The organism is Bacillus sp. FJAT-27986, from assembly GCF_001685035.1.
Classification (GTDB): domain Bacteria; phylum Bacillota; class Bacilli; order Bacillales; family Pradoshiaceae; genus Pradoshia.
The window spans coordinates 185,678-204,548 of record NZ_MAYV01000018.1 but is presented as its reverse complement, the minus strand read 5'-3'; the positions used below and the strand labels follow the sequence as shown (position 1 = coordinate 204,548).

At 37.5% G+C, this 18,871-nt stretch carries 17 protein-coding genes; 14 read left to right on the top strand and 3 right to left on the bottom strand.

From position 1 onward, the window contains the following. Positions 1 to 158: 158 nt before the first annotated feature. The 7 genes from pepV (at position 159) to A8L44_RS16675 (ending at position 8,255) form a co-directional block, all read left to right on the top strand. Complete coding sequence (pepV, locus tag A8L44_RS16705) at positions 159 to 1,568, top strand: dipeptidase PepV (RefSeq protein ID WP_066109114.1); 1,410 nt, start codon at positions 159 to 161, stop codon at positions 1,566 to 1,568. 25 nt (positions 1,569 to 1,593) lie between these two features. Next, positions 1,594 to 2,448: a D-amino-acid transaminase gene (gene dat / locus A8L44_RS16700; RefSeq protein WP_066109109.1), complete on the top strand. Its 855-nt coding sequence runs from the start codon at positions 1,594 to 1,596 to the stop codon at positions 2,446 to 2,448. 125 nt (positions 2,449 to 2,573) lie between these two features. Further along, entirely contained in the window at positions 2,574 to 3,134 is a 561-nt protein-coding gene (gene thpR, locus A8L44_RS16695) for an RNA 2',3'-cyclic phosphodiesterase (RefSeq protein ID WP_066109270.1), read from the top strand. Positions 3,135 to 3,259: 125 nt separating this feature from the next. Then, positions 3,260 to 4,255, top strand: coding sequence for an NERD domain-containing protein (locus tag A8L44_RS16690; protein ID WP_066109106.1), 996 nt, complete (start codon positions 3,260 to 3,262; stop codon positions 4,253 to 4,255). Beyond that, the gene (locus A8L44_RS16685) at positions 4,233 to 5,195 is read left to right on the top strand and encodes a diacylglycerol/lipid kinase family protein (RefSeq protein WP_077248186.1); all 963 of its coding nucleotides are present in this window, start codon (positions 4,233 to 4,235) and stop codon (positions 5,193 to 5,195) included. The genes A8L44_RS16690 and A8L44_RS16685 overlap by 23 nt, the downstream gene beginning before the upstream one ends. A gap of 5 nt (positions 5,196 to 5,200) precedes the next feature. Continuing rightward, a complete protein-coding gene (gene pulA, locus A8L44_RS16680) occupies positions 5,201 to 7,336 on the top strand; it encodes a type I pullulanase (RefSeq protein WP_175354318.1) in 2,136 nt (711 codons plus the stop codon). 142 nt (positions 7,337 to 7,478) lie between these two features. Beyond that, complete coding sequence (locus tag A8L44_RS16675; protein ID WP_066109102.1) at positions 7,479 to 8,255, top strand: phosphotransferase family protein; 777 nt, start codon at positions 7,479 to 7,481, stop codon at positions 8,253 to 8,255. Here the strand turns inward: A8L44_RS16675 and A8L44_RS16670 are convergent. After that, positions 8,243 to 8,545 carry a YtzH-like family protein gene (locus A8L44_RS16670; RefSeq protein WP_077248185.1) on the bottom strand — a complete coding sequence of 101 codons (303 nt, stop codon included), beginning with the start codon at positions 8,543 to 8,545 and terminating at the stop codon, positions 8,243 to 8,245. The genes A8L44_RS16675 and A8L44_RS16670 overlap by 13 nt on opposite strands. Positions 8,546 to 8,694: 149 nt before the next feature. On the opposite strand from A8L44_RS16670, the gene trmB reads away from it, so the two are divergent. Both trmB and A8L44_RS16660 read left to right on the top strand, forming a co-directional pair. Then, the gene (gene trmB / locus A8L44_RS16665) at positions 8,695 to 9,330 is read left to right on the top strand and encodes a tRNA (guanosine(46)-N7)-methyltransferase TrmB (RefSeq protein WP_066109099.1); all 636 of its coding nucleotides are present in this window, start codon (positions 8,695 to 8,697) and stop codon (positions 9,328 to 9,330) included. Between the two features lie 52 nt (positions 9,331 to 9,382). Beyond that, positions 9,383 to 10,234 carry a YtnP family quorum-quenching lactonase gene (locus A8L44_RS16660; RefSeq protein ID WP_066109096.1) on the top strand — a complete coding sequence of 284 codons (852 nt, stop codon included), beginning with the start codon at positions 9,383 to 9,385 and terminating at the stop codon, positions 10,232 to 10,234. A gap of 414 nt (positions 10,235 to 10,648) precedes the next feature. Here the strand turns inward: A8L44_RS16660 and A8L44_RS16655 are convergent, their stop codons facing one another. Then, positions 10,649 to 10,969, bottom strand: coding sequence for a peptidase M4 (locus A8L44_RS16655; RefSeq protein ID WP_066109093.1), 321 nt, complete (start codon positions 10,967 to 10,969; stop codon positions 10,649 to 10,651). A 198-nt stretch (positions 10,970 to 11,167) separates the two neighbouring features. Here A8L44_RS16655 and A8L44_RS16650 point away from each other — a divergent pair, with 198 nt between their 5' ends. Beyond that, the gene (locus tag A8L44_RS16650) at positions 11,168 to 12,244 is read left to right on the top strand and encodes a M42 family metallopeptidase (protein ID WP_066109090.1); all 1,077 of its coding nucleotides are present in this window, start codon (positions 11,168 to 11,170) and stop codon (positions 12,242 to 12,244) included. Between the two features lie 63 nt (positions 12,245 to 12,307). Then, complete coding sequence (locus tag A8L44_RS16645; RefSeq protein ID WP_066109087.1) at positions 12,308 to 12,832, top strand: DUF84 family protein; 525 nt, start codon at positions 12,308 to 12,310, stop codon at positions 12,830 to 12,832. A gap of 502 nt (positions 12,833 to 13,334) precedes the next feature. Here A8L44_RS16645 and A8L44_RS16640 read toward each other — a convergent pair. After that, on the bottom strand, positions 13,335 to 15,416 hold the full coding sequence (locus tag A8L44_RS16640) for a class I SAM-dependent methyltransferase (protein WP_066109261.1): 2,082 nt from the start codon (positions 15,414 to 15,416) through the stop codon (positions 13,335 to 13,337). A gap of 849 nt (positions 15,417 to 16,265) precedes the next feature. On the opposite strand from A8L44_RS16640, the gene A8L44_RS16630 reads away from it, so the two are divergent. From A8L44_RS16630 to A8L44_RS16620, 3 genes are all read left to right on the top strand, one after another. Beyond that, complete coding sequence (locus A8L44_RS16630; protein ID WP_066109078.1) at positions 16,266 to 17,468, top strand: MFS transporter; 1,203 nt, start codon at positions 16,266 to 16,268, stop codon at positions 17,466 to 17,468. 64 nt (positions 17,469 to 17,532) lie between these two features. Continuing rightward, positions 17,533 to 17,844, top strand: a complete 312-nt coding sequence (locus A8L44_RS16625) for a thioredoxin family protein (protein ID WP_066109075.1) — start codon at positions 17,533 to 17,535, stop codon at positions 17,842 to 17,844. A gap of 217 nt (positions 17,845 to 18,061) precedes the next feature. Then, complete coding sequence (locus tag A8L44_RS16620) at positions 18,062 to 18,871, top strand: DUF1444 domain-containing protein (RefSeq protein WP_066109073.1); 810 nt, start codon at positions 18,062 to 18,064, stop codon at positions 18,869 to 18,871.

The window sequence follows — 18,871 nt, the reverse complement described above, 5'->3', positions numbered from 1 at the left end:
TTGCGATACAGGCACTATGACAACAATACGATATATTTTATTTATTACACTATAAAATATGAACGGCACAGTCATGTGGTTCAACAAAAAATGCTAATCATGCTGAAATTCGATATAATAACGATAAATGATATGACAAAGAAATGAGGGTCACTTTTATGGATCTTAATTGGCAAAAAGAAGTGGAAATGAGAAAAAATGATTTGATTGCCGACACCCAGAAATTACTTCGAATTAAAAGTACACTGGATGAATCTGCATCAACTACTGATATTCCTTTTGGTCCTGGAATAAAGGAAGCGCTTGATTTTATGCTTCAGCTTGGAGAAAAAGACGGTTTTACCACTAAAAATGTTGATAACTATGGAGCTCATTTGGAAATGGGAAACGGAGATGAGCTCCTCGGTATACTTGGACATTTGGATGTAGTGCCTGAGGGAGAGGGCTGGACCAGCGACCCTTATTCAGCAGATATTCGGGATGGAAAAATATTTGCACGTGGCGCGATCGACGATAAAGGACCAACGATGGCTGCCTATTATGCGATGAAGATCATTAAAGAAATGGGCATCGATTTAAATAAAAGAGTTCGATTGATTTTGGGTACGGATGAAGAAAGTGACTGGCGCTGTATGGATTATTATTTTGAAAAAGAAGAAATGCCAACGGTAGGGTTCGTGCCGGATGCTGATTTTCCAATTATCTATGCAGAAAAGGGGATAGCAGATTTCACAATGGATATGAAATCAAAAAGTATACCGGCTGAATCCTTTGTTGTGAAAAGCTTTGAAGCGGGCCAGCGTTTTAATATGGTACCAGAGGCAGCTAAAGCAACTATTTCTCTTAATTTCGATGAGGCGAAAGAGTGGAAAGAAAAATTTGCAATGTACTTGAAAGATCATAATTTAAAAGGTACATATTCCATGTTAGATAATGAGGTCATCTTAACGATGGAAGGGATATCTGTCCATGGTATGGAGCCTGATCTTGGACTTAATGCAGGTCTTAAGCTGGCGGATTTTCTATTCACCATGCCTTTACGTGGGGATGACCGTGCATTTTTTGAATTCATCCATCAGTATTTGAGCAGTGAATCCAGAGGAAGAAAACTTGGTGTAGCTTATTCGGATGATATTACCGGTGATTTAACCATTAATTATGGAATTATTACATATAGAAATGGCGAATTAGGTAAGATTGCCTTCAATATGCGTTATCCTGTGACATATGATTTTGAGAATGGATGGAAAACGATTGAGCAAATCGCTGATAAGCATCAATTTACTGCGACTATAAAAACCCATTTGGGACCTCACCATGTGGATGCAAATAGCCAATTGGTTAAAACTTTGCAAAAAATTTATCACGAGCACACAGGGGAAGAACCTGAGCTATTGGCAATTGGCGGCGGGACGTATGCGCGTGCGCTGAAAAATGCGGTTGCCTTTGGCCCTTTATTTCCGGGGAGGGAAGATGTAGCTCATCAAAAAGACGAATACATCATGATTGACGATTTATTAAAAGCAACAGCTATGTATGCACAAGCTATCTATGAATTAACAAGATAATCTATCACAAGGGGAGTTGGGGGAAATGGATTATATTGTTCACAATGGCGTCCTTTCGAAAAGAGAAACAATTGCCATCGATATAGAAGATCGTGGGTATCAATTTGGGGATGGTATCTACGAGGTTATACGGATTTATAATGGAAAGCTATTTGCGTGGGAAGGGCATAGCAGGCGTCTGTTTGCAAGCGCACAAAAGATCGGCATAGAGATACCCTACAGTCCGAAACGCCTTAAGGAGATTATTGAGGAATTGGTTCTTAAAAATGAGCTGACTACCGGTACTGTTTATCTGCAATTTACACGGGGGGTTTCACCGCGGAATCATGCTTTTCCAGGTAAAGAGGTGGTACCGACCTTTATCGCTTATACAAGAGAATCTGAACGTCCTGTTGTACTGATGGAGTCAGGTGCTGAAGTCTGTATTATTGAAGATAAACGGTGGCTTAATTGCGATATTAAAAGCTTGAACCTTCTCGGTAATATCCTAGCCTTTGAAGAGGCGGTTAAACAGGGATGTAAGGAAGCGATTTTAAACAGAGATGGCATGATAACAGAAGGCAGTCATACGAATGTATCGATTATAAAGGATGGTATTCTGATTACTCATCCTGCAAACAATCTAATTTTAAATGGGATTACCAGGCAGTTGGTTTTAATGCTTTGTGAGGAGCTTTCAATTCCTTACGAAGAAAGACCATTTACACCTGGGGAATTAATGTCGGCTGATGAGGTATTTCTGTCTGGTACCACATTAGAAATTATACCCGTTGTAAAAACCAACGGACAAGCGGTTGGAAAAGCCCCATATACTACAACAAGAAAGCTTCAGAAAGCCTTCCTTGCTAAAATTGAAAATGAATGCGGAAGATTAAAGTAAATGGAAAAGAGTTCAGGGAATACTAACCCTGAACTCTTTTTTGAATAAACATTTTTATTCAAAATCGTCTAAATAGTTAAAATAGAAGGATGGACATTATGTTAAAATATGAAGGAGATAGGCCGATGAATAGACAGAATCATTATTTTTTTGCAATTGAATTACCTAAGGAGATTAAAGAATCATTGCACCAATGGGCTGCTGAATTAGAACGTATGTATGCATTTAAAAGCTGGGTTCATCCAAGCGATTATCATATTACTTTAGCATTCCTTGGCAGTGCCTCTCATAGTATGTTGGATGGTGCTGTGAATTTATTGAAGTCAAGAGCAGAGCAACTTGTTTCATTTCCATTAACGATTAAAGGATTGGGTACATTTGGTATGGTGAATCAGCCAAGAATTCTATGGGCAGATGTGAGGAAACAGCCGATCTTATATGAAGTGCAGAAGAACGTATGGAATGCTTGTACAAGTATCGGCTTTAAGTTGGATACAAAGCCGTTTACACCGCATGCTACGATAGCAAGAAGATGTATGGAGGCAATGGAAAAAGACAGTCTAAGACAACTAGAAGACTCTCTCCCATCTATACCAGAATTTCAGGTACAGCATCTCGTTCTATATCAAACCAATAGCCAATCTATTCCTAAATATGAACCGATCATTAAATTTCCATTGGTGTAAGATATTCATAAACGTAATGGTAGGTTGAATTGATTAAAACATGAAGGCTTTATTGGTCATGATTATGCACATCTAAAATGACCATATAGATTTTAAAGAGACTAGAAAAGGGCAGGGGAAACGGGATGGGACAATTAATTAAACTGCAGGATTATGTATCCCGTTATGAACAGGATATTTATCATTATTCCTCTCAGTTTGTCCGCTTAAAAAAACAGCAGTGGACTAAACTAAAGCAGGCTTATGAAGAAGGAGATATCAATGACTGGCTGATTGGCGGAGAAAACAATGAGATATATCAAAATCAGGATGATCCCATTAAAAAGAGAACTCTCTCGGAGACGTTTAAGAAGATATTTACTAAAAGAGAACAAAGCGAACCTTTTCACGTTCATGAAGGGCAAACTGTTTCAAACAGAGAACAGGAATTGGGACGGTTTTTGAAATTCCCCCCACGAATAGAGAGCGATTTAAAACAGCAATTTTTAGATCGGATTTTTAATTTTCAGCTTAAATGGGCGAGTTCAACCTTAAGAGAAAAATCTGTAGTAAATGCCAATTATGTATATGACCAGAAACTGCGTTATTTTTTGCAACGCTTTCCTGATAACTGCTTAATTCTTTACAAGCCTGTCTTTCAGTTTAAAAATGCACCGGTAGAATTGGATATTCTGCTTATGACGCCTACGGAAATATGGTGCTTAACTTTTCTTGAAGCAGAAGAGGATGCCGTATTTTTGGCGGACAGGGGAAGGTTTTGGACAAGAAAACATCATAATCGGGCAGACAAAAAAGTGTTAAACCCGTATATATCCATAAATCGTATGGAAAGAATCATTAAGAGGATCTTAGAAAGCAAGGAGATTGATATGCCAATCAGGAAAGGAATCATTTGTCGTAATGGATATATCGATGATGTAAATGCCATCCATACAGAGATAATCATCGACAAGCGTTCTTATGCAAGATGGTTTGAGGGCATACGTAATAATCAGTCTCCTATAAAAAACCAACAGCTTAAGTCAGGTCAGGCTCTATTGGACTACTGCAGTACAGCCTACACTATTAGAATGGATTTGGAAGAGGAGTTGGAGGAGCTTGATAGAGAGAGCGGTTTATAGGGAAGCTTTAATGAGCAAGGAGAAGTTCAATTTCATTATAAATCCTGCCGCGAAGAATAGGGGAAGCTTAAAAATTTGGAAAAAGGTAAAAAAATACCTAGAACGTGAAAATATCCATTACCAATATAGGTATACAGAATATGAAGGACATGCCTGTAAAATCACTAGAGAAATTTTGGAAAAGGAGAGTGATTCGTTAATTATTGCTGTAGGTGGAGACGGGACGATTCATGAAGTCATTAATGGTGCTGTCGGATATAAAGAAGCCAGGATATCTTATATTCCTGCAGGATCCGGAAATGATTTTTCAAGAGGATACCAGATTGATAAAAATCCGACTAAAGCATTTAAAAAATTGTGTCTAAATAGTGAAAAAATGACACCAATCGATCTAGGATCCTATAAAACTGACAAACAAGGGTATTTTATGAACAGTTTGGGTATGGGATTGGATGCAGCAGTTACAAAAGCTGTAAATGAGTCGAAATCAAAATATTACTTTAATAAAATAGGCGCTGGAAAGCTTGTTTATTTATATTTCTTTTTTATTAAATGGTTAACATATAGACCAATTGATGTTTCTCTTTCTATAGATGGCCGGGACCTCAACTATAAAAATGTTTGGCTTGTTACGACATCCAATCAGCCCTATTTTGGTGGTGGAATAAAGATTTCACCAAACTCGAAACCAGATGACGGGCTTTTTCATATCATAATCGTACATAATATTTCCAAATGGAAACTGATACTTATGTTCGTCACAGTAGTTTGGGGCGGCCATCTCAAAATAAGGGGAGTACAGGAATTACAAGGGAAGAATATAAAACTTTCTTCTGGGCAACCAGCATTTATTCATGCAGATGGCGATTATATTGGCAATGATAAGGTAGTCGTTAATATGCATCATCATAAAGTAAATATTGCAGCTTTAGGAGAGTGAGTATTGTGTATTCAGATAGGTTTTCAGCTTTTTTGGACGCATTAAACAAAATTACCATCTTAATTCCACTTAATTATCGTGATAACGAAACCCCGACCTTTACGATTTATTTCGAAGGTCAAAAAATTGGCGTATTAAAGGTTGAAGAGGTCGTTCGAATAGAGCATTACATTAAATATATATGTACGGCTCCATTTGAAATACCGCTCGGTGAAGAGTATCAAATAGAGGATGATAAAGGAATAGCCTTTGGACTTCGGACAGGTGCAGTAATCCGGACTCCTGAATTTGATGAACATTATCATTATGATGGAAATGATTTAGGCGCTGTCTATACAAAAGAAAAGACAGTGTTTAAGCTATGGGCACCAACTGCTACCAGTGTAAAGGTTAAGCTAATCAATGATTTTGGGGCCGAAAAAGGAACTGTGGCGATGCAGCGGGGGGAAAGAGGAGTATGGTCATTAACGATTCATAATGATTTAAAGGGTTATTTTTATTCTTATTTGGTTCGTGTCAATTATATTTGGAGAGAAGCAACCGACCCATATTCGAAGGCTGTTTCTGTAAATGGCCAATACAGCGCTATTATAGATCCCGAAAAAATCGAAAGACATTCCTATAAAATTCCCACGTTAGACAGCCATGTCGATGCAATTATCTATGAAACACATGTACGCGACTTTTCTCATCATAACAACAGCGGCATGGATGCCAAGGGGAAATACTTGGCGTTTACAGAAGAAAATACGAAAACAAACAAAGGATATTCAACCGGGATCAGTTATTTAAAGGAACTTGGAGTTACTCATATTGAACTCTTGCCGGTTAATGATTTCTCAGGGGTTGATGAAACAGTCATTGGTAAGGAGTATAATTGGGGTTATAATCCGCGTCATTTTAATTCTCCAGTAGGAGTCTACAGCACAAATCCGCATCTGCCGTTCAATCGAATAGAAGAATTAAAGGAATTGATTAAGAGTCTTCATAAAAATGGACTTGGCGTTATTTTGGATGTTGTTTATAATCATGTATTTCAAAAGGAATTGTCTAACTTTGAGAAAATCGTACCTGGCTATTATTTCCGCTATGATTCAAACGGAATGCCTTCAAATGGCAGCGGCTGTGGAAATGATGTAGCATCAGAACGATTTATGGTCCGAAAATTCATTATAGCCTCCATTAAATATTGGTTGGAGTATTTTCAGGTTGATGGATTTAGATTTGATTTAATGGGCTTACTAGACTTGGATACGATGAAGGAAATAGAACGTGTGGTAAGAGAAATAAGACCGGATGCCATTCTCATCGGAGAAGGCTGGGATTTACACACAGCACTCCCTGCTGAGCAAAAATCAACGATTGCAAATGCTCATAAATTAACGGGTATTGGATTCTTTAATGATCGCTTTAGAGATACGATTAAAGGAAGTAATTTTGATTTAAAAGATATCGGCTATATTTCCGGTAAAAGAGTAGAGCCGCATGATTTCTTTGAGCTTGTGACCAATACAGGTACCGAATATCCATTGACATCGGTACAATCAGTCAATTTTGTGGAATGTCATGATAATCACACATTATGGGATCGCCTTCAGGTGGCTAATGGGTTGGAGTCAAATGAATTAAGGCAGCGCCGTCATCGTTTTGCTACAAGTATTGTCTTGCTTTCACAAGGTATTCCATTTTTGCATAGTGGACAGGAATTTTTTAGAACAAAACAAGGAATCGAAAATAGTTATTGTTCACCGGATTGGATAAATGAACTTAATTGGGATCTAAGAGAGCAACATGATGAAACAATATCTTATTTAAAATGCTTGATACAAATTCGAAAAAGCCATGGTGCATTCCGTTTTCGAACACGTGAAGAAATAGAAAGACATATGAAAATTGTCGATATTCATGTTAATTGTCATGCCCTGATGTATGAAAATGTCGGTGAATATGGAAGCTGGAAAAATATTTTAGTAATCTTCCACCATGCTGAAAAGGAAACAGCAATCACTCTGCCAAATGATACTGAATGGGATATTCTTTGTGATAGTTGTGCTGATGGACAAGGAGACCGTATAATCAGGAAAAGCATAAGAGATTATACCCTTGAACCTTTGCGAACATATGTGTTTGTTCAGGAATAATAGTCAGGAACACTTGACGAATGTGTCCCTAACCTACTAAAATTTAATAAGATGGCTATTGGAAAAAAGCAGTCAATGGCTGTCTTTTTTATTTTTACATACAACCATGCCAGAATAGATTAGATTATTGAAGGTGAATACCATGGATTATTTAGGGCAAGAGTGGGAGATAACCCCTGCCGGAGGAGCAACAGGTGAAGCGTTTATTGCCAGGCATGATGAGCAAAGACTATTTTTAAAAAGGAATTCGTCTCCTTTTTTAGCTGTGCTTTCCGCTGAAGGAATAGTGCCAAAACTGATCTGGACCAAGAGGCTTGAAAATGGAGACGTGATTACTGCTCAGGAATGGATGAATGGTAGAGAATTACATCCTACTGAGATGAGTGAAGAAGCGGTTGCTGAATTGCTTCAGAAAATCCATCTTTCTAAACCTTTATTAAACATGCTTCGACGCCTAGGTAAGACAGCCCAAACACCTACACAAATCCTAATGTCCGTAAAAAATTCCCTTGATAAGGAATTAGAAAATCATCCAAGTATTCAAAATACGATTGAATTTATGGAAAGACATATACAGGATGTCAACAGTGACCAGCAAGTTGTATGCCATGGTGATATTAATCATAATAATCTCCTTATTTCTGACAATGGTGATCTATATTTGATTGATTGGGACGGTGCAATTATCGCAGATCCGGCTATGGATATCGGTATGCTATTATATTCCTATGTTAAACAAGAGCATTGGAAGGAATGGCTATCCAAATACGGATTAGAGCTCACTGAAGACCTTAAGTTAAGGATGAAATGGCATGTGCTTGCACAGGTTATACAAAATATAGTCTTGCACAAACGAAAAAACCGGTTGCATGAAATGAACCGGTATATCGAATATTTAAAATTTGCTCAGGAATATTGATCAATGTCTCGAACCCAGCCAGAGAGTTGCTGCTGGTGTGCTTCTATATGACTTTCTAGGTTGGCGGCATGTATACCGCTTTGGCTGTATTGGTAAATCTCATCAAGTACAGCTTTTGTATTTACATCAAGACCGGGTTGAACCATCAGGGATTTAACAGTTCTCTCAAGCTGTTCAACTTCTGATTGTGAACCGCAGCAATCTTCTTGATGATTATTTAAAATATCTTTTACTAACATCCAATGATGATTTTGTGATAATGGCAAATTATCCACAACCCTTCTCTTCATATTCAATTTTAGGTTGTGAAAGTTTAGCCAAATTTATTCATATTTAACCGGCATATGCCGGTTTTTATTATGTTTTAACTAATAAGCATGGTATTTTATGAAATGTTATGCTACTCTTTTTTTACGTATTTTAGCGGAGGTGCACAAATTTGAGACAACGTTATAAACCATGGGCTAAGGATAAGCTAATGGCCAATCCTTATTATTGCATTCAGGAGCCGACTACTAAAAAGGGTTCATGGAATGAAGTGTTTGGGAATAATAATCCGATTCATATAGAAGTAGGTACTGGTAAAGGACAATTTATTAATGGTATGGCTGCACAAAATCCGGATATTAATTATATCGGTATTGAATTGGCAGAGCGTGTGATTGTTACAGCACTTGATCGATTGCTGGAATCTAATCTTCCAAATGTGAAGTTGCTGAATGTGAATGCCGAAGAGCTTCCAAATATTTTTGCAGAGGGAGAAGTTTCCCGTGTTTATCTGAATTTCTCTGATCCATGGCCTAAGAAACGTCATGAAAAGAGAAGATTGACGTATAAGACATTCCTTGATCTATATAAAGGAATTTTGCCGGAGCATGGCGAAATTCATTTTAAGACAGATAACAGAGGATTATTTGAATACTCACTTGTAAGCTTCTCGCATTATGGGATGACATTAAATGAAGTGAGCTTGGATTTACACAACAGTGATATGGAAGGCAATATTATGACTGAATATGAACAAAAATTTTCAGCAAAGGGCAATCCAATTTATCGTTGTGAAGTCTCCTTTTAATCCTATGTTTTTTTGATCTGTCAACACACTTATAAAAAGGGGCTTATAGATTATGGAAACTTTGCAATTTGGTAAGTTTACATTAACCTGGTTGAATGGCGGAGATACTCATATGGATGGTGGAGCCATGTTTGGAGTGGTTCCGAAACCATTATGGTCAAAACGTTATCCTGTTAATGAATTGAACCAAATAGAGTTAAGGTCGGACCCCATCTTAGTACAGACAGATCATAAAAATTATTTAATCGAAGCTGGCCTCGGCAAAGGGAAGCTGTCGGAAAAACAAATTAGAAATTATGGTGTCAGTGAAGAGTCCAAGCTCGAGGAATCCTTGAGCAGGCTCGGAATGACCTATTCGGATATCGATGCAATTCTGATGACTCATATGCATTTTGATCATGCCTGTGGGCTGACTGGTTATCAGGAAGGCGAATTGATCAGCCTATTTCCTGAGGCAACGATTTATACCTCGAAAATTGAATGGGAAGAACTTCAGAATCCCAATATTCGTTCCCGTAATACCTACTGGGAAGAAAATTGGAAGCCAATTGTTACACAGGTCGAAACATTTGAAGGTGAAGTATTAATCACTGAAGGACTGAGGATGATTCATACAGGCGGCCACAGTGACGGTCACAGCATTATCGTGCTCGAGGACAATAATCAACAATTAATTCATATGGGAGACCTTATGCCAACGCATGCCCATCAGAATCCTCTATGGGTGCTGGCTTATGATGATTACCCGATGGATTCCATACATGCAAAAGAGAAATGGATTAAACAAGGAATTGAAAATAAAGCATGGTTCACTTTTTATCATGATTATGCTTACCGTGCCATCAAATGGGATGCAGACGGAAAAGGAATAATCGAAAAAGTTGAGCGAAATCGACCAGAATAAAGGCTGTCCGGTAGGTCACTTGTTGGTGACTTATCGGCGCTTTTTTTTACGGGCTATTAGTTTAATGTGGTGGTATGCTGCGGTTATGAGGCATCCAATATCTAAAATTCCCGCTCAATCAATATCTTTTTCGCTCATAAGAGGGGAAATTCGCTCGATAAATTCTGCTTTCGCGCATAAAATAGGGGAAATCGCTCAATAAACCTTGCTTTCGCTCATAAAAAGGGGAAATCGCTCAATAATCACTGTTTTCGCTCTTAAAAAAGGGAAATCGCTCAATAATTCCTGATTTCGCGCATAAAATAGGGAAAACATATAATTCTCCTTCAAAATTACTACTATCTTATTGAAACGCCTAATGAAATAAAAAAATAGAAGGGGGAAAAGTGATTTTCCTCCTTCTACCATTTTTAATTAATGTACTTGTTCGTAAAAATCGATGATTGTTCCTGTTGTTGCATCCGCTATAAATTCATACTGCGTAGATTCAAGGCCTTCTTGCTTTGTAAGCCCACCTTTGTATACATCATAATCCAATTCATTTTTTGTATACTTTTCAGGCTTCATCATAATCCATGAGCCTCTGATGGTCTCTCCGTCTTGTCCAAGTGTACTTTTAATAGTGGACAAAATCTTTTCAGGAGAAGTAATATTGCTTTGATTTGTTAATTCTTTAACGACATAACCTGCTGCAAATCCTGCTGCAACACCTGAAATAAATGTTTTCCAATTCACTTATATTCCTCCAATCAAATGGGTAATAGCTGTTATTTAACATTTGCTTGGTTAATCTATTCCCGTTCATTATACATTTTAAGCTTAAATAGTGCCATCTTTTAACCAACAAACTCCATGTATGTGGTATTTGGAAGTATGATTCTGTAGAATGAGAATAGAGATTATAGAAAATAACATGGTAAAGGGGATACATATATGAAGCAATCTACTCTAGATTTATTTAAGACTCTTACCGAGATTCCAGGAGCACCTGGATTTGAACATGAAGTTCGTTCGTTTATGAAAAAGGAATTATCCAAATACACAGATGAAATCATTCAGGACGGCCTTGGCAGTATTTTTGGTGTGAAACGCGGAAATGACCAAGGACCAAAAATTATGGTTGCCGGACATATGGATGAGGTTGGTTTTATGGTAACCTCTATTACTCCTGAGGGGTTACTTCGTTTTCAAACGCTTGGAGGCTGGTGGGGTCAGGTGTTGCTGGCACAAAGAGTGCAGGTATATACTGAATCAGGCCCTATTATCGGTGTTGTCAGTTCGATTCCGCCACATTTGCTGAGTGAGGCCCAAAGGTCCAAACCTATGGAAATCGGTAATATGCTGATTGATATTGGTGCTGATGATAAAGAGGATGCAATTGCAATGGGAGTGAAACCAGGTCAGCAAATCATCCCATATAGTGAATTCACTCAAATGGCCAATCCTAAAAAAATTCTGGCAAAAGCATGGGACAATCGGTATGGCTGCGGATTGGCGATTGAACTACTGGAAGAGCTTCAAAATGAGACATTGCCTAATATCCTATACAGCGGTGCTACTGTTATGGAAGAAGTCGGTACGAGAGGCGCGGGTACAGCGGCGACGATGATTGATCCTGATATCTTCTTTGCATGTGATGCAAGTCCTGCAAATGATATGTCAGGCAGTAAATCTGTATTCGGTTATCTCGGAAAAGGTCCATTACTTAGAATATATGACCGTACAATGGTCATGCATAAAGGGATGAGAGAATTTATCTTGGATACTGCGGAATCGAATCATATTCCATATCAATATTTTGTTGCTCCAAATGGGGGGACAGATGCAGGGAAAGTACATATTACAAATCGCGGTATACCAAGTGCCGTAATTGGTATATGTTCACGGTATATCCATACGCATGCCTCCATTATTCATATTGATGACTATGCTGCAGCAAAAGAATTATTGGTTAAATTAGTTAGAAGCTGTGATAAAACAACCGTTGAAACGATTAAACAAAACGGTTAATAAAAGAGTTGAGAAGGCAGAGGCATCTATCTGTCTTCTTTTTTAAAGAAAGGATGCAGATTAATGGTTAAAATTGCTTTGGGCACTAAAAATCCGGCGAAAATTAAGGCTGGAGAATTAGCGGGCCGGGAGTTATCAGCTGAGCTTGTTCCGGTTAATGTATCATCTGAGGTAAATGAACAGCCATTCTCGGATGAAGAAACAATTGAGGGTGCTTTAAATAGAGCAAGAAATGCGATGAAGGAAGTTCAGGCTGAATTTGGGCTGGGTCTTGAAGGCGGAGTGGTGAAAACGCCTTATGGATTGTTTATATGCAATTGGGGAGCACTAGTCACGAAAGAAGGCAAAAGCTTTGTCAGTGGCGGTGCACGTATCAAATTACCGGAAAGTATTGCTGAGGAGTTATACTCGGGCAGAGAGCTTGGGCCGGTTATGGATGAATATACAAAGAAACAGGATATCAGGAAGTCAGAAGGAGCTGTTGGTGTATTCTCAAACGGCCGTATAACAAGAGATCGTATGTTTGAGCACATTATTGAATTATTAGTTGGTCAGTATGAGTATCATTTAACAGTAAAGAAGTCGTGATGAGGAGAGTTTAGGAGTCTTAGTATTTTTCATCTTCTGATAGACGCTGAATTTCTTCATGTTTCTTTATTTTGGAAGAGAAGAGCTTCGAAATAATAAACCCGACGAGGGAGATAATACTATTTTTCATGTAATTTCTCACCTTTATCTATGATTTTACTAGTATGATAACATAGGTGATAAAAAAATACTGCTAAAAACGTTGAGGACTGCCGAATTTTGTCAAATAAGGGTAGTTGCTTGTTTTTATCCTTTCTAAGGGCTATTAAGAGCTGGGAATATACTATATGATCTCTCATAGCTACTAAGAGTCAAAAGCCAAATCACCTTTTGATTGAAGAAGGTGATTCTACAACTCAGCGGGCTTTCGCATGATTGCTGCTCCTGGATAAAAGTTACGGATGTACAGCCACTTCCTTTCTGGAGGCAGTTGTTTCCATATAAATCCTTACGAAAGCAGCCATATAAAAAGAGGAGAGATAATTTCTCCTCTTTTCTTGTCTTATGTTTTCTCAATTACAATTAAACAGGTGCTGTCCGGTAGCGGTACAATCTCTCTTTTTTCATTCATAATTTTTACTTTAGGTAAAAGAAATTCTTCGTATCCGTTTTGTAAATAATGATGAAGCTTTATAATTTTTGCCTCTTTACCTAAAGATACATGAATAACTTCTTCATATTCACTTGGAGTAAAATACCCAAATTGTTCTTGTACCTCATGTGGATAAGCCTCTTCTCCCCAAGTATACGTATAGAGGAATTCCATTAAATCATTAACAGGCAGTTTGATAAGAAGACTCTCCAGTCTTTCATACCTGATAGTCCTTCCCTTAAAGTCATGAACATACCTCATAAAGAAGTCCATGCCCTTTGGGTCTTTAAATTCTAGTAGTCTCCATTGGTCTATAGGCTCAGTCATAATTCCGTCACGAATGATGATTCTTCCGCCTTTGTTTAATACTTCAAAAGAACTTTTCAATGCTTGGATAACTACATCTCGATTGAATTTCCTGCCTTTGTACGGAATATAAGAATACATTTCATGTAAGATAGAAGAAAACACAATGGTATCTACGCTTCCTGGCTCATAATAGTCTTTTAATTCCAAGGCGTTTGCCTGTTTTACGTGCCATGATTTATTTTCCCTGAATTTTCGCCTGTTTAATTCCTCTACTACATTAATTGAGATATCAATTCCGATTACAGTTGCTTCTGGGTGATTTTCAGATAGGATATCAAGCATCACACCGCCGCCGGCTCCAATGTCCAGCATTACCTTCCCTACAGCAAAATCAGATATGACCTTTTTATGATCTTGACCATTATTCATATCGGTTAAATAGTTTTCTTCATTCTGCAAGCGATCAAAGGCATCTTTCCTGAAACCAAAAAAGTCATAAAGTAAGATAATTGCTCTTTCATAGATCGGAGACTTTTCGGCTTCCTGGCAAAATTCAATTAATTTCTGACCGGCACTTGAATAACTAAAATAAACCCCTACAATTTGACCTAGTAAGTCTGAGGGTTCAATTTGAATTTGAACGTGTTCGTTTACAGGCATCTTTCCTTTTAGTAAATCATCAATTGTAAACTCATTCAGGAATGTCTCGATAATTCTTTTTTTGTATAGATTGATTACTTTTTGCCCCTTGTAATCATAGTAAATATCCTTCATAAAAGACTCAAAGCTAACCTGTTGTATAGTAAGGGGATTAATTTTCTGGAATATCAATAAGAAAATTTTCAAAAACTCTTCTAAAGAAAACTCTTGTAAAGCAGATTCAAGATACCACATATCTATTTTACTGAAGAACAACTCTATGTATCTCTCTAATTGTTTGTTTTCAAAATACTGATTGTATAAATCATCGAAGTTTTCCCCGCGCTGGATTGAAGATCTTCTTAATCTTCTCATCCGCTCTTTTAGGGGAAGCTCTTTTGCCTGTTCACCTTTGTTTATCCAGGATAGTACTTCTTCTACTTCCTTATGGACGTTGTTCCACAACTGATCTGAAACCGCTTGAATAACACACTGATTTAGGGAATAGAGAATCCTTTCTATGTTATATTCTAAGTTTTTATGTTCCTCAATCCAATAAATTAAGGGACGGAATTGAGAATAATGGATTTCTCCTCTGATAAATTGACCGGCTAACCCATGTGTTAATATGAGAAGATAAACAAGTTCCTCTCTATCTAAATTGCGGGAGTGTAACGGCAGGTTCATTTGTTCATCAGCATAAATTTGAGCTGAGCCAATATTATGAATGGCCAATTGGAATCCTTTTTTCTCCCACTCTCTACGTTTGTGCTTCAACCCGCCTTTTGATACCTCAGACCAAATCAAGACATCTTCAATAATTGACCTTTCATTAATGGGAAGATTCATCTCGTTCAATAACCAAAGGGTTCGTTCTACATAGGATAGAACCGGATTTGGCGGCAATTTCTCTAAAGATTCTACTTGCTCTAAATTTACGTGTTGTTCTTTTGTAAGGTAGAGAAAGTGTATCCACTTATGATTTCTTAATACCTTTGTATTTCCTATCTTTACTTCTTGAATACATTTTAGTGAGTTTAACAAATAAATCCGCCTTTCTAATAAAGCAGAATAATGGGGTGAAAACCATTCTGTTAGGATTATATCTTTATGCATGTTGTAGTTACTTCCATATTAATTCTTCAATGAACGGTGTATATCCTTTTCAGAATGGAAGATATTTGTGGTGAGGATAAAGGGGATTTCTTTATAAATTATAACTATTTTTCTCCCAGCTTATTTGTATTCAATAGCCGTTTATCCTATTAGAGAATGTCTATTGGATGTTTTCGTAAAGATTGTTGCTAATGCCATAAACAGAGGCAGTGTTTTTGCTATCTCGGATATTCAACTAAAACCCCCTTAGTCAATAAGAACTAACTTCTCTTTCTCAACAATAAATAGAATATAAATCCACTAAGAGTAAATATAACCGTACCAACAAACACCTTTACTAATGAGACACCTATTTGAACAGTATCATCAGTTGCGTGTTTTATCACATTTACTGTCCACCAGTTATAAATTGAAGATTCATATATAGCGAAGTATAGCCACAATAAATAACAGAAGAAAACAAATAAAAAAACACGGATTTTTCTATTCATAACATTCCCCTTCTACAATAAATGTCTTTATAAAACATTAACACTGCCCTTAGTTAAGAAGCTATCTTTATTCTGGCGATATCACAGAATGGTGATTAACTTATTTATTCAGGAGGAACAATCTATGAGATAACAGCCTTGTAGAATCAAAGAGACTTAGACGAGTATTATTCTTTAGAAAATAATTTAAATAGTTGTTTACACCTGTCAAGACAGAAGTTAATATACAAATTAGAGATTTCATTTTAATAGTTTTCATTGAGATTGTGATGGGGAGGGTCAATGAATGGGGAAGGGAAAGGTAAAAGAACGGAAACTATTGGGGATTGCCGGGGTCGCTTGGCTATTCGATGCTATGGATGTTGGAATGCTTTCGTTTATTATCGCGGCTCTGCAGAAGGAGTGGAATTTAACCTCAGAACAAATGGGGTGGATAGGAAGTGTGAACTCTATCGGCATGGCAGTAGGTGCTTTAGTGTTTGGGATTTGGGCTGATCGTATCGGCCGAAAAAATGTATTAATTATTACGCTATTATTATTTTCCTTAGGAAGCGGATTTTCTGCTTTGACGACAAGCTTATCTATTTTTCTGGTTTTCAGATTTTTAATTGGAATGGGGCTTGGCGGTGAATTGCCAGTTGCTTCTACGTTGGTGTCGGAAAGTGTGCCTGCAGAGAGAAGAGGCAGAGTCGTAGTGCTGCTTGAAAGTTTTTGGGCTGCAGGCTGGCTGATTGCGGCGCTTATTTCATACTTTGTCATTCCAACTTATGGCTGGCAAATTGCTTTACTAATCAGTGCACTTCCTGCTTTTTATGCGATTTATTTAAGAATACATCTACCTGATTCTGAGAAGTTTCAAATGGTTAAGGAAAAGAAATCCATCTCAATCGTAAATTCGCTTAAGACACTATGGACTAAAGATTATGCGGTAAAGACTTTGATGCTCTGGATTCTGTGGTTCTGTGTTGTCTTTTCCTATTACGGGATGTTTCTGTGGCTTCCCAGTGTTATGATTTTGAAAGGTTTTACACTCATAAAAAGTTTCCAATATGTTGTTATGATGACCTTGGCGCAATTGCCTGGGTATTTCACGGCTGCCTGGTTTATAGAGAAATTTGGACGTAAATTTGTATTGGTTACATATTTGTTTGGAACAGCTGTAAGTGCTTATTTCTTCGGTAATGCAGAAACATTAAAAGCCTTAATGATTTCAGGGTGTTTTCTTTCCTTTTTTAACCTGGGAGCTTGGGGAGCGCTCTATGCCTACTCACCTGAACAATATCCAACTATTATAAGAGGGACTGGCACAGGAATGGCAGCAGCTGTGGGGAGAATAGGAGGTATCCTTGGCCCACTTGCCGTCGGAAACTTACTGGCTTCTCATACATCTATTGATAAAATCTTCTTACTTTTTAGCATTGCCATTATAATTGGGATGCTGTCTGTATTGATTCTTGGCAAGGAAACTAAAAATGTGACGTTAGAATAGCAATCCTCTGTAGATTTGGGTATGATAACTCATACAAGAGGCTACTCGAGAGGATGATTTTGATATGAAAAAATTAGAAAGTATGGAACATTATAATGAATTGATGTCAAATGGGAAAGTGATGCTTTTATTTTCTGCAAATTGGTGCCCGGATTGCAGATTCATCGAACCATTTATAGGTGACATTGAGGCCGCAAATAAAGAGTATACCTTTATCTATGTGGACCGCGATCAATTTCTTGATCTGTGCATAAAGCTGGATGTCTTTGGAATACCGAGCTTTATTGCATTTGAAGATGGAAAAGAGCTCGGCCGATATGTAAATAAGGACCGGAAGACTCAAGAGCAAATTGAAGATTTCATTGCTTCATTATGATAAACTATTATACTCCCCCCTATTCGGGGGATTTTTTTATTCCGTTCTTACTTCAAAAAAAGCAGAAAAAAGAACGATTAAGTGGAGATAATCGCCCGTATGAACCCGATTGACTCCGTTGGTGCTCTTTGGAATGAAGGAACCCAACCAACAAAGTTACACTTTATTTAGCAGCATGAGTTTAATTAAGCTATAGTAATGTTAAGGAGGAATCCCTATGAAAATGACGACTACTAAAATGAAATCTTTACTTATGGAAAGCTTAGCTGATACAAATTCAAAATTTAATTATAATCGTGATAAAGAGGAATTAAGAATTGAAAATGAAGAAACTGGCAAGGGAATAACAATTGGATTGGCGCCGCTTGTATCGAAGTATGAGCAATCTGGTCAAAAAGCGATTGATGAAGTCCTTTATTATATAAAAGAATCAACGAAAGTAATGGGTACGGAACAATCTTTGAAGGGAAATGAAAAATTAATTTACCCTGTTATCCGTTCGACTTCCTTCCCAATGGAGTCCCGTGAAAATACACCGTTTATTACAGATGAGCATACAGCCGAAACGAGAGTTTATTATGCTCTTGATTTGGGTAATACGTATAGGTTGATTGATGAGGAGCTAATGAGGAAAGAAGGCTGGGATCAAGATTCCATACGTTCAATGGCTATGTTTAATGTCAGGTCATTGCCGATTAAGTCTAAAAAAGACAGTGTACGCGGAAATGACTTTTATTTTATTAATCATAACGATGGATACGATGCTTCAAGAGTCCTGATTGATTCACAAATGAAAACATGGAAGGAAGATATGAAAGGGACAATGGCAGTGGCCATTCCACATCAGGATGTCTTAATCATTGCAGACATACAAAATGATGCAGGTTATGACATTTTAGCACAAATGAATATGCACTTTTTTACAAATGGAAATGTTCCGGTCACCGCTCTGCCATTCCTTTATGAAAATGGAGAATTGGAGCCAATCTTTATTTTAGCAAAGAATCGACCGGTAGAAGACCAATAA

Bases quoted from the DNA above. Each gene is read 5' to 3' on its own strand.
- pepV (WP_066109114.1), top strand. From the start codon at position 159: ATGGATCTTAATTGGCAAAAAGAAGTGGAAATGAGAAAAAATGATTTG.
- dat (WP_066109109.1), top strand. From the start codon at position 1,594: ATGGATTATATTGTTCACAATGGCGTCCTTTCGAAAAGAGAAACAATT.
- thpR (WP_066109270.1), top strand. From the start codon at position 2,574: ATGAATAGACAGAATCATTATTTTTTTGCAATTGAATTACCTAAGGAG.
- A8L44_RS16690 (WP_066109106.1), top strand. From the start codon at position 3,260: ATGGGACAATTAATTAAACTGCAGGATTATGTATCCCGTTATGAACAG.
- A8L44_RS16675 (WP_066109102.1), top strand. From the start codon at position 7,479: ATGGATTATTTAGGGCAAGAGTGGGAGATAACCCCTGCCGGAGGAGCA.
- A8L44_RS16670 (WP_077248185.1), bottom strand. From the start codon at position 8,545: ATGAAGAGAAGGGTTGTGGATAATTTGCCATTATCACAAAATCATCAT.
- A8L44_RS16660 (WP_066109096.1), top strand. From the start codon at position 9,383: ATGGAAACTTTGCAATTTGGTAAGTTTACATTAACCTGGTTGAATGGC.
- A8L44_RS16650 (WP_066109090.1), top strand. From the start codon at position 11,168: ATGAAGCAATCTACTCTAGATTTATTTAAGACTCTTACCGAGATTCCA.
- A8L44_RS16645 (WP_066109087.1), top strand. From the start codon at position 12,308: ATGGTTAAAATTGCTTTGGGCACTAAAAATCCGGCGAAAATTAAGGCT.
- A8L44_RS16630 (WP_066109078.1), top strand. From the start codon at position 16,266: ATGGGGAAGGGAAAGGTAAAAGAACGGAAACTATTGGGGATTGCCGGG.
- A8L44_RS16625 (WP_066109075.1), top strand. From the start codon at position 17,533: ATGAAAAAATTAGAAAGTATGGAACATTATAATGAATTGATGTCAAAT.
- A8L44_RS16620 (WP_066109073.1), top strand. From the start codon at position 18,062: ATGAAAATGACGACTACTAAAATGAAATCTTTACTTATGGAAAGCTTA.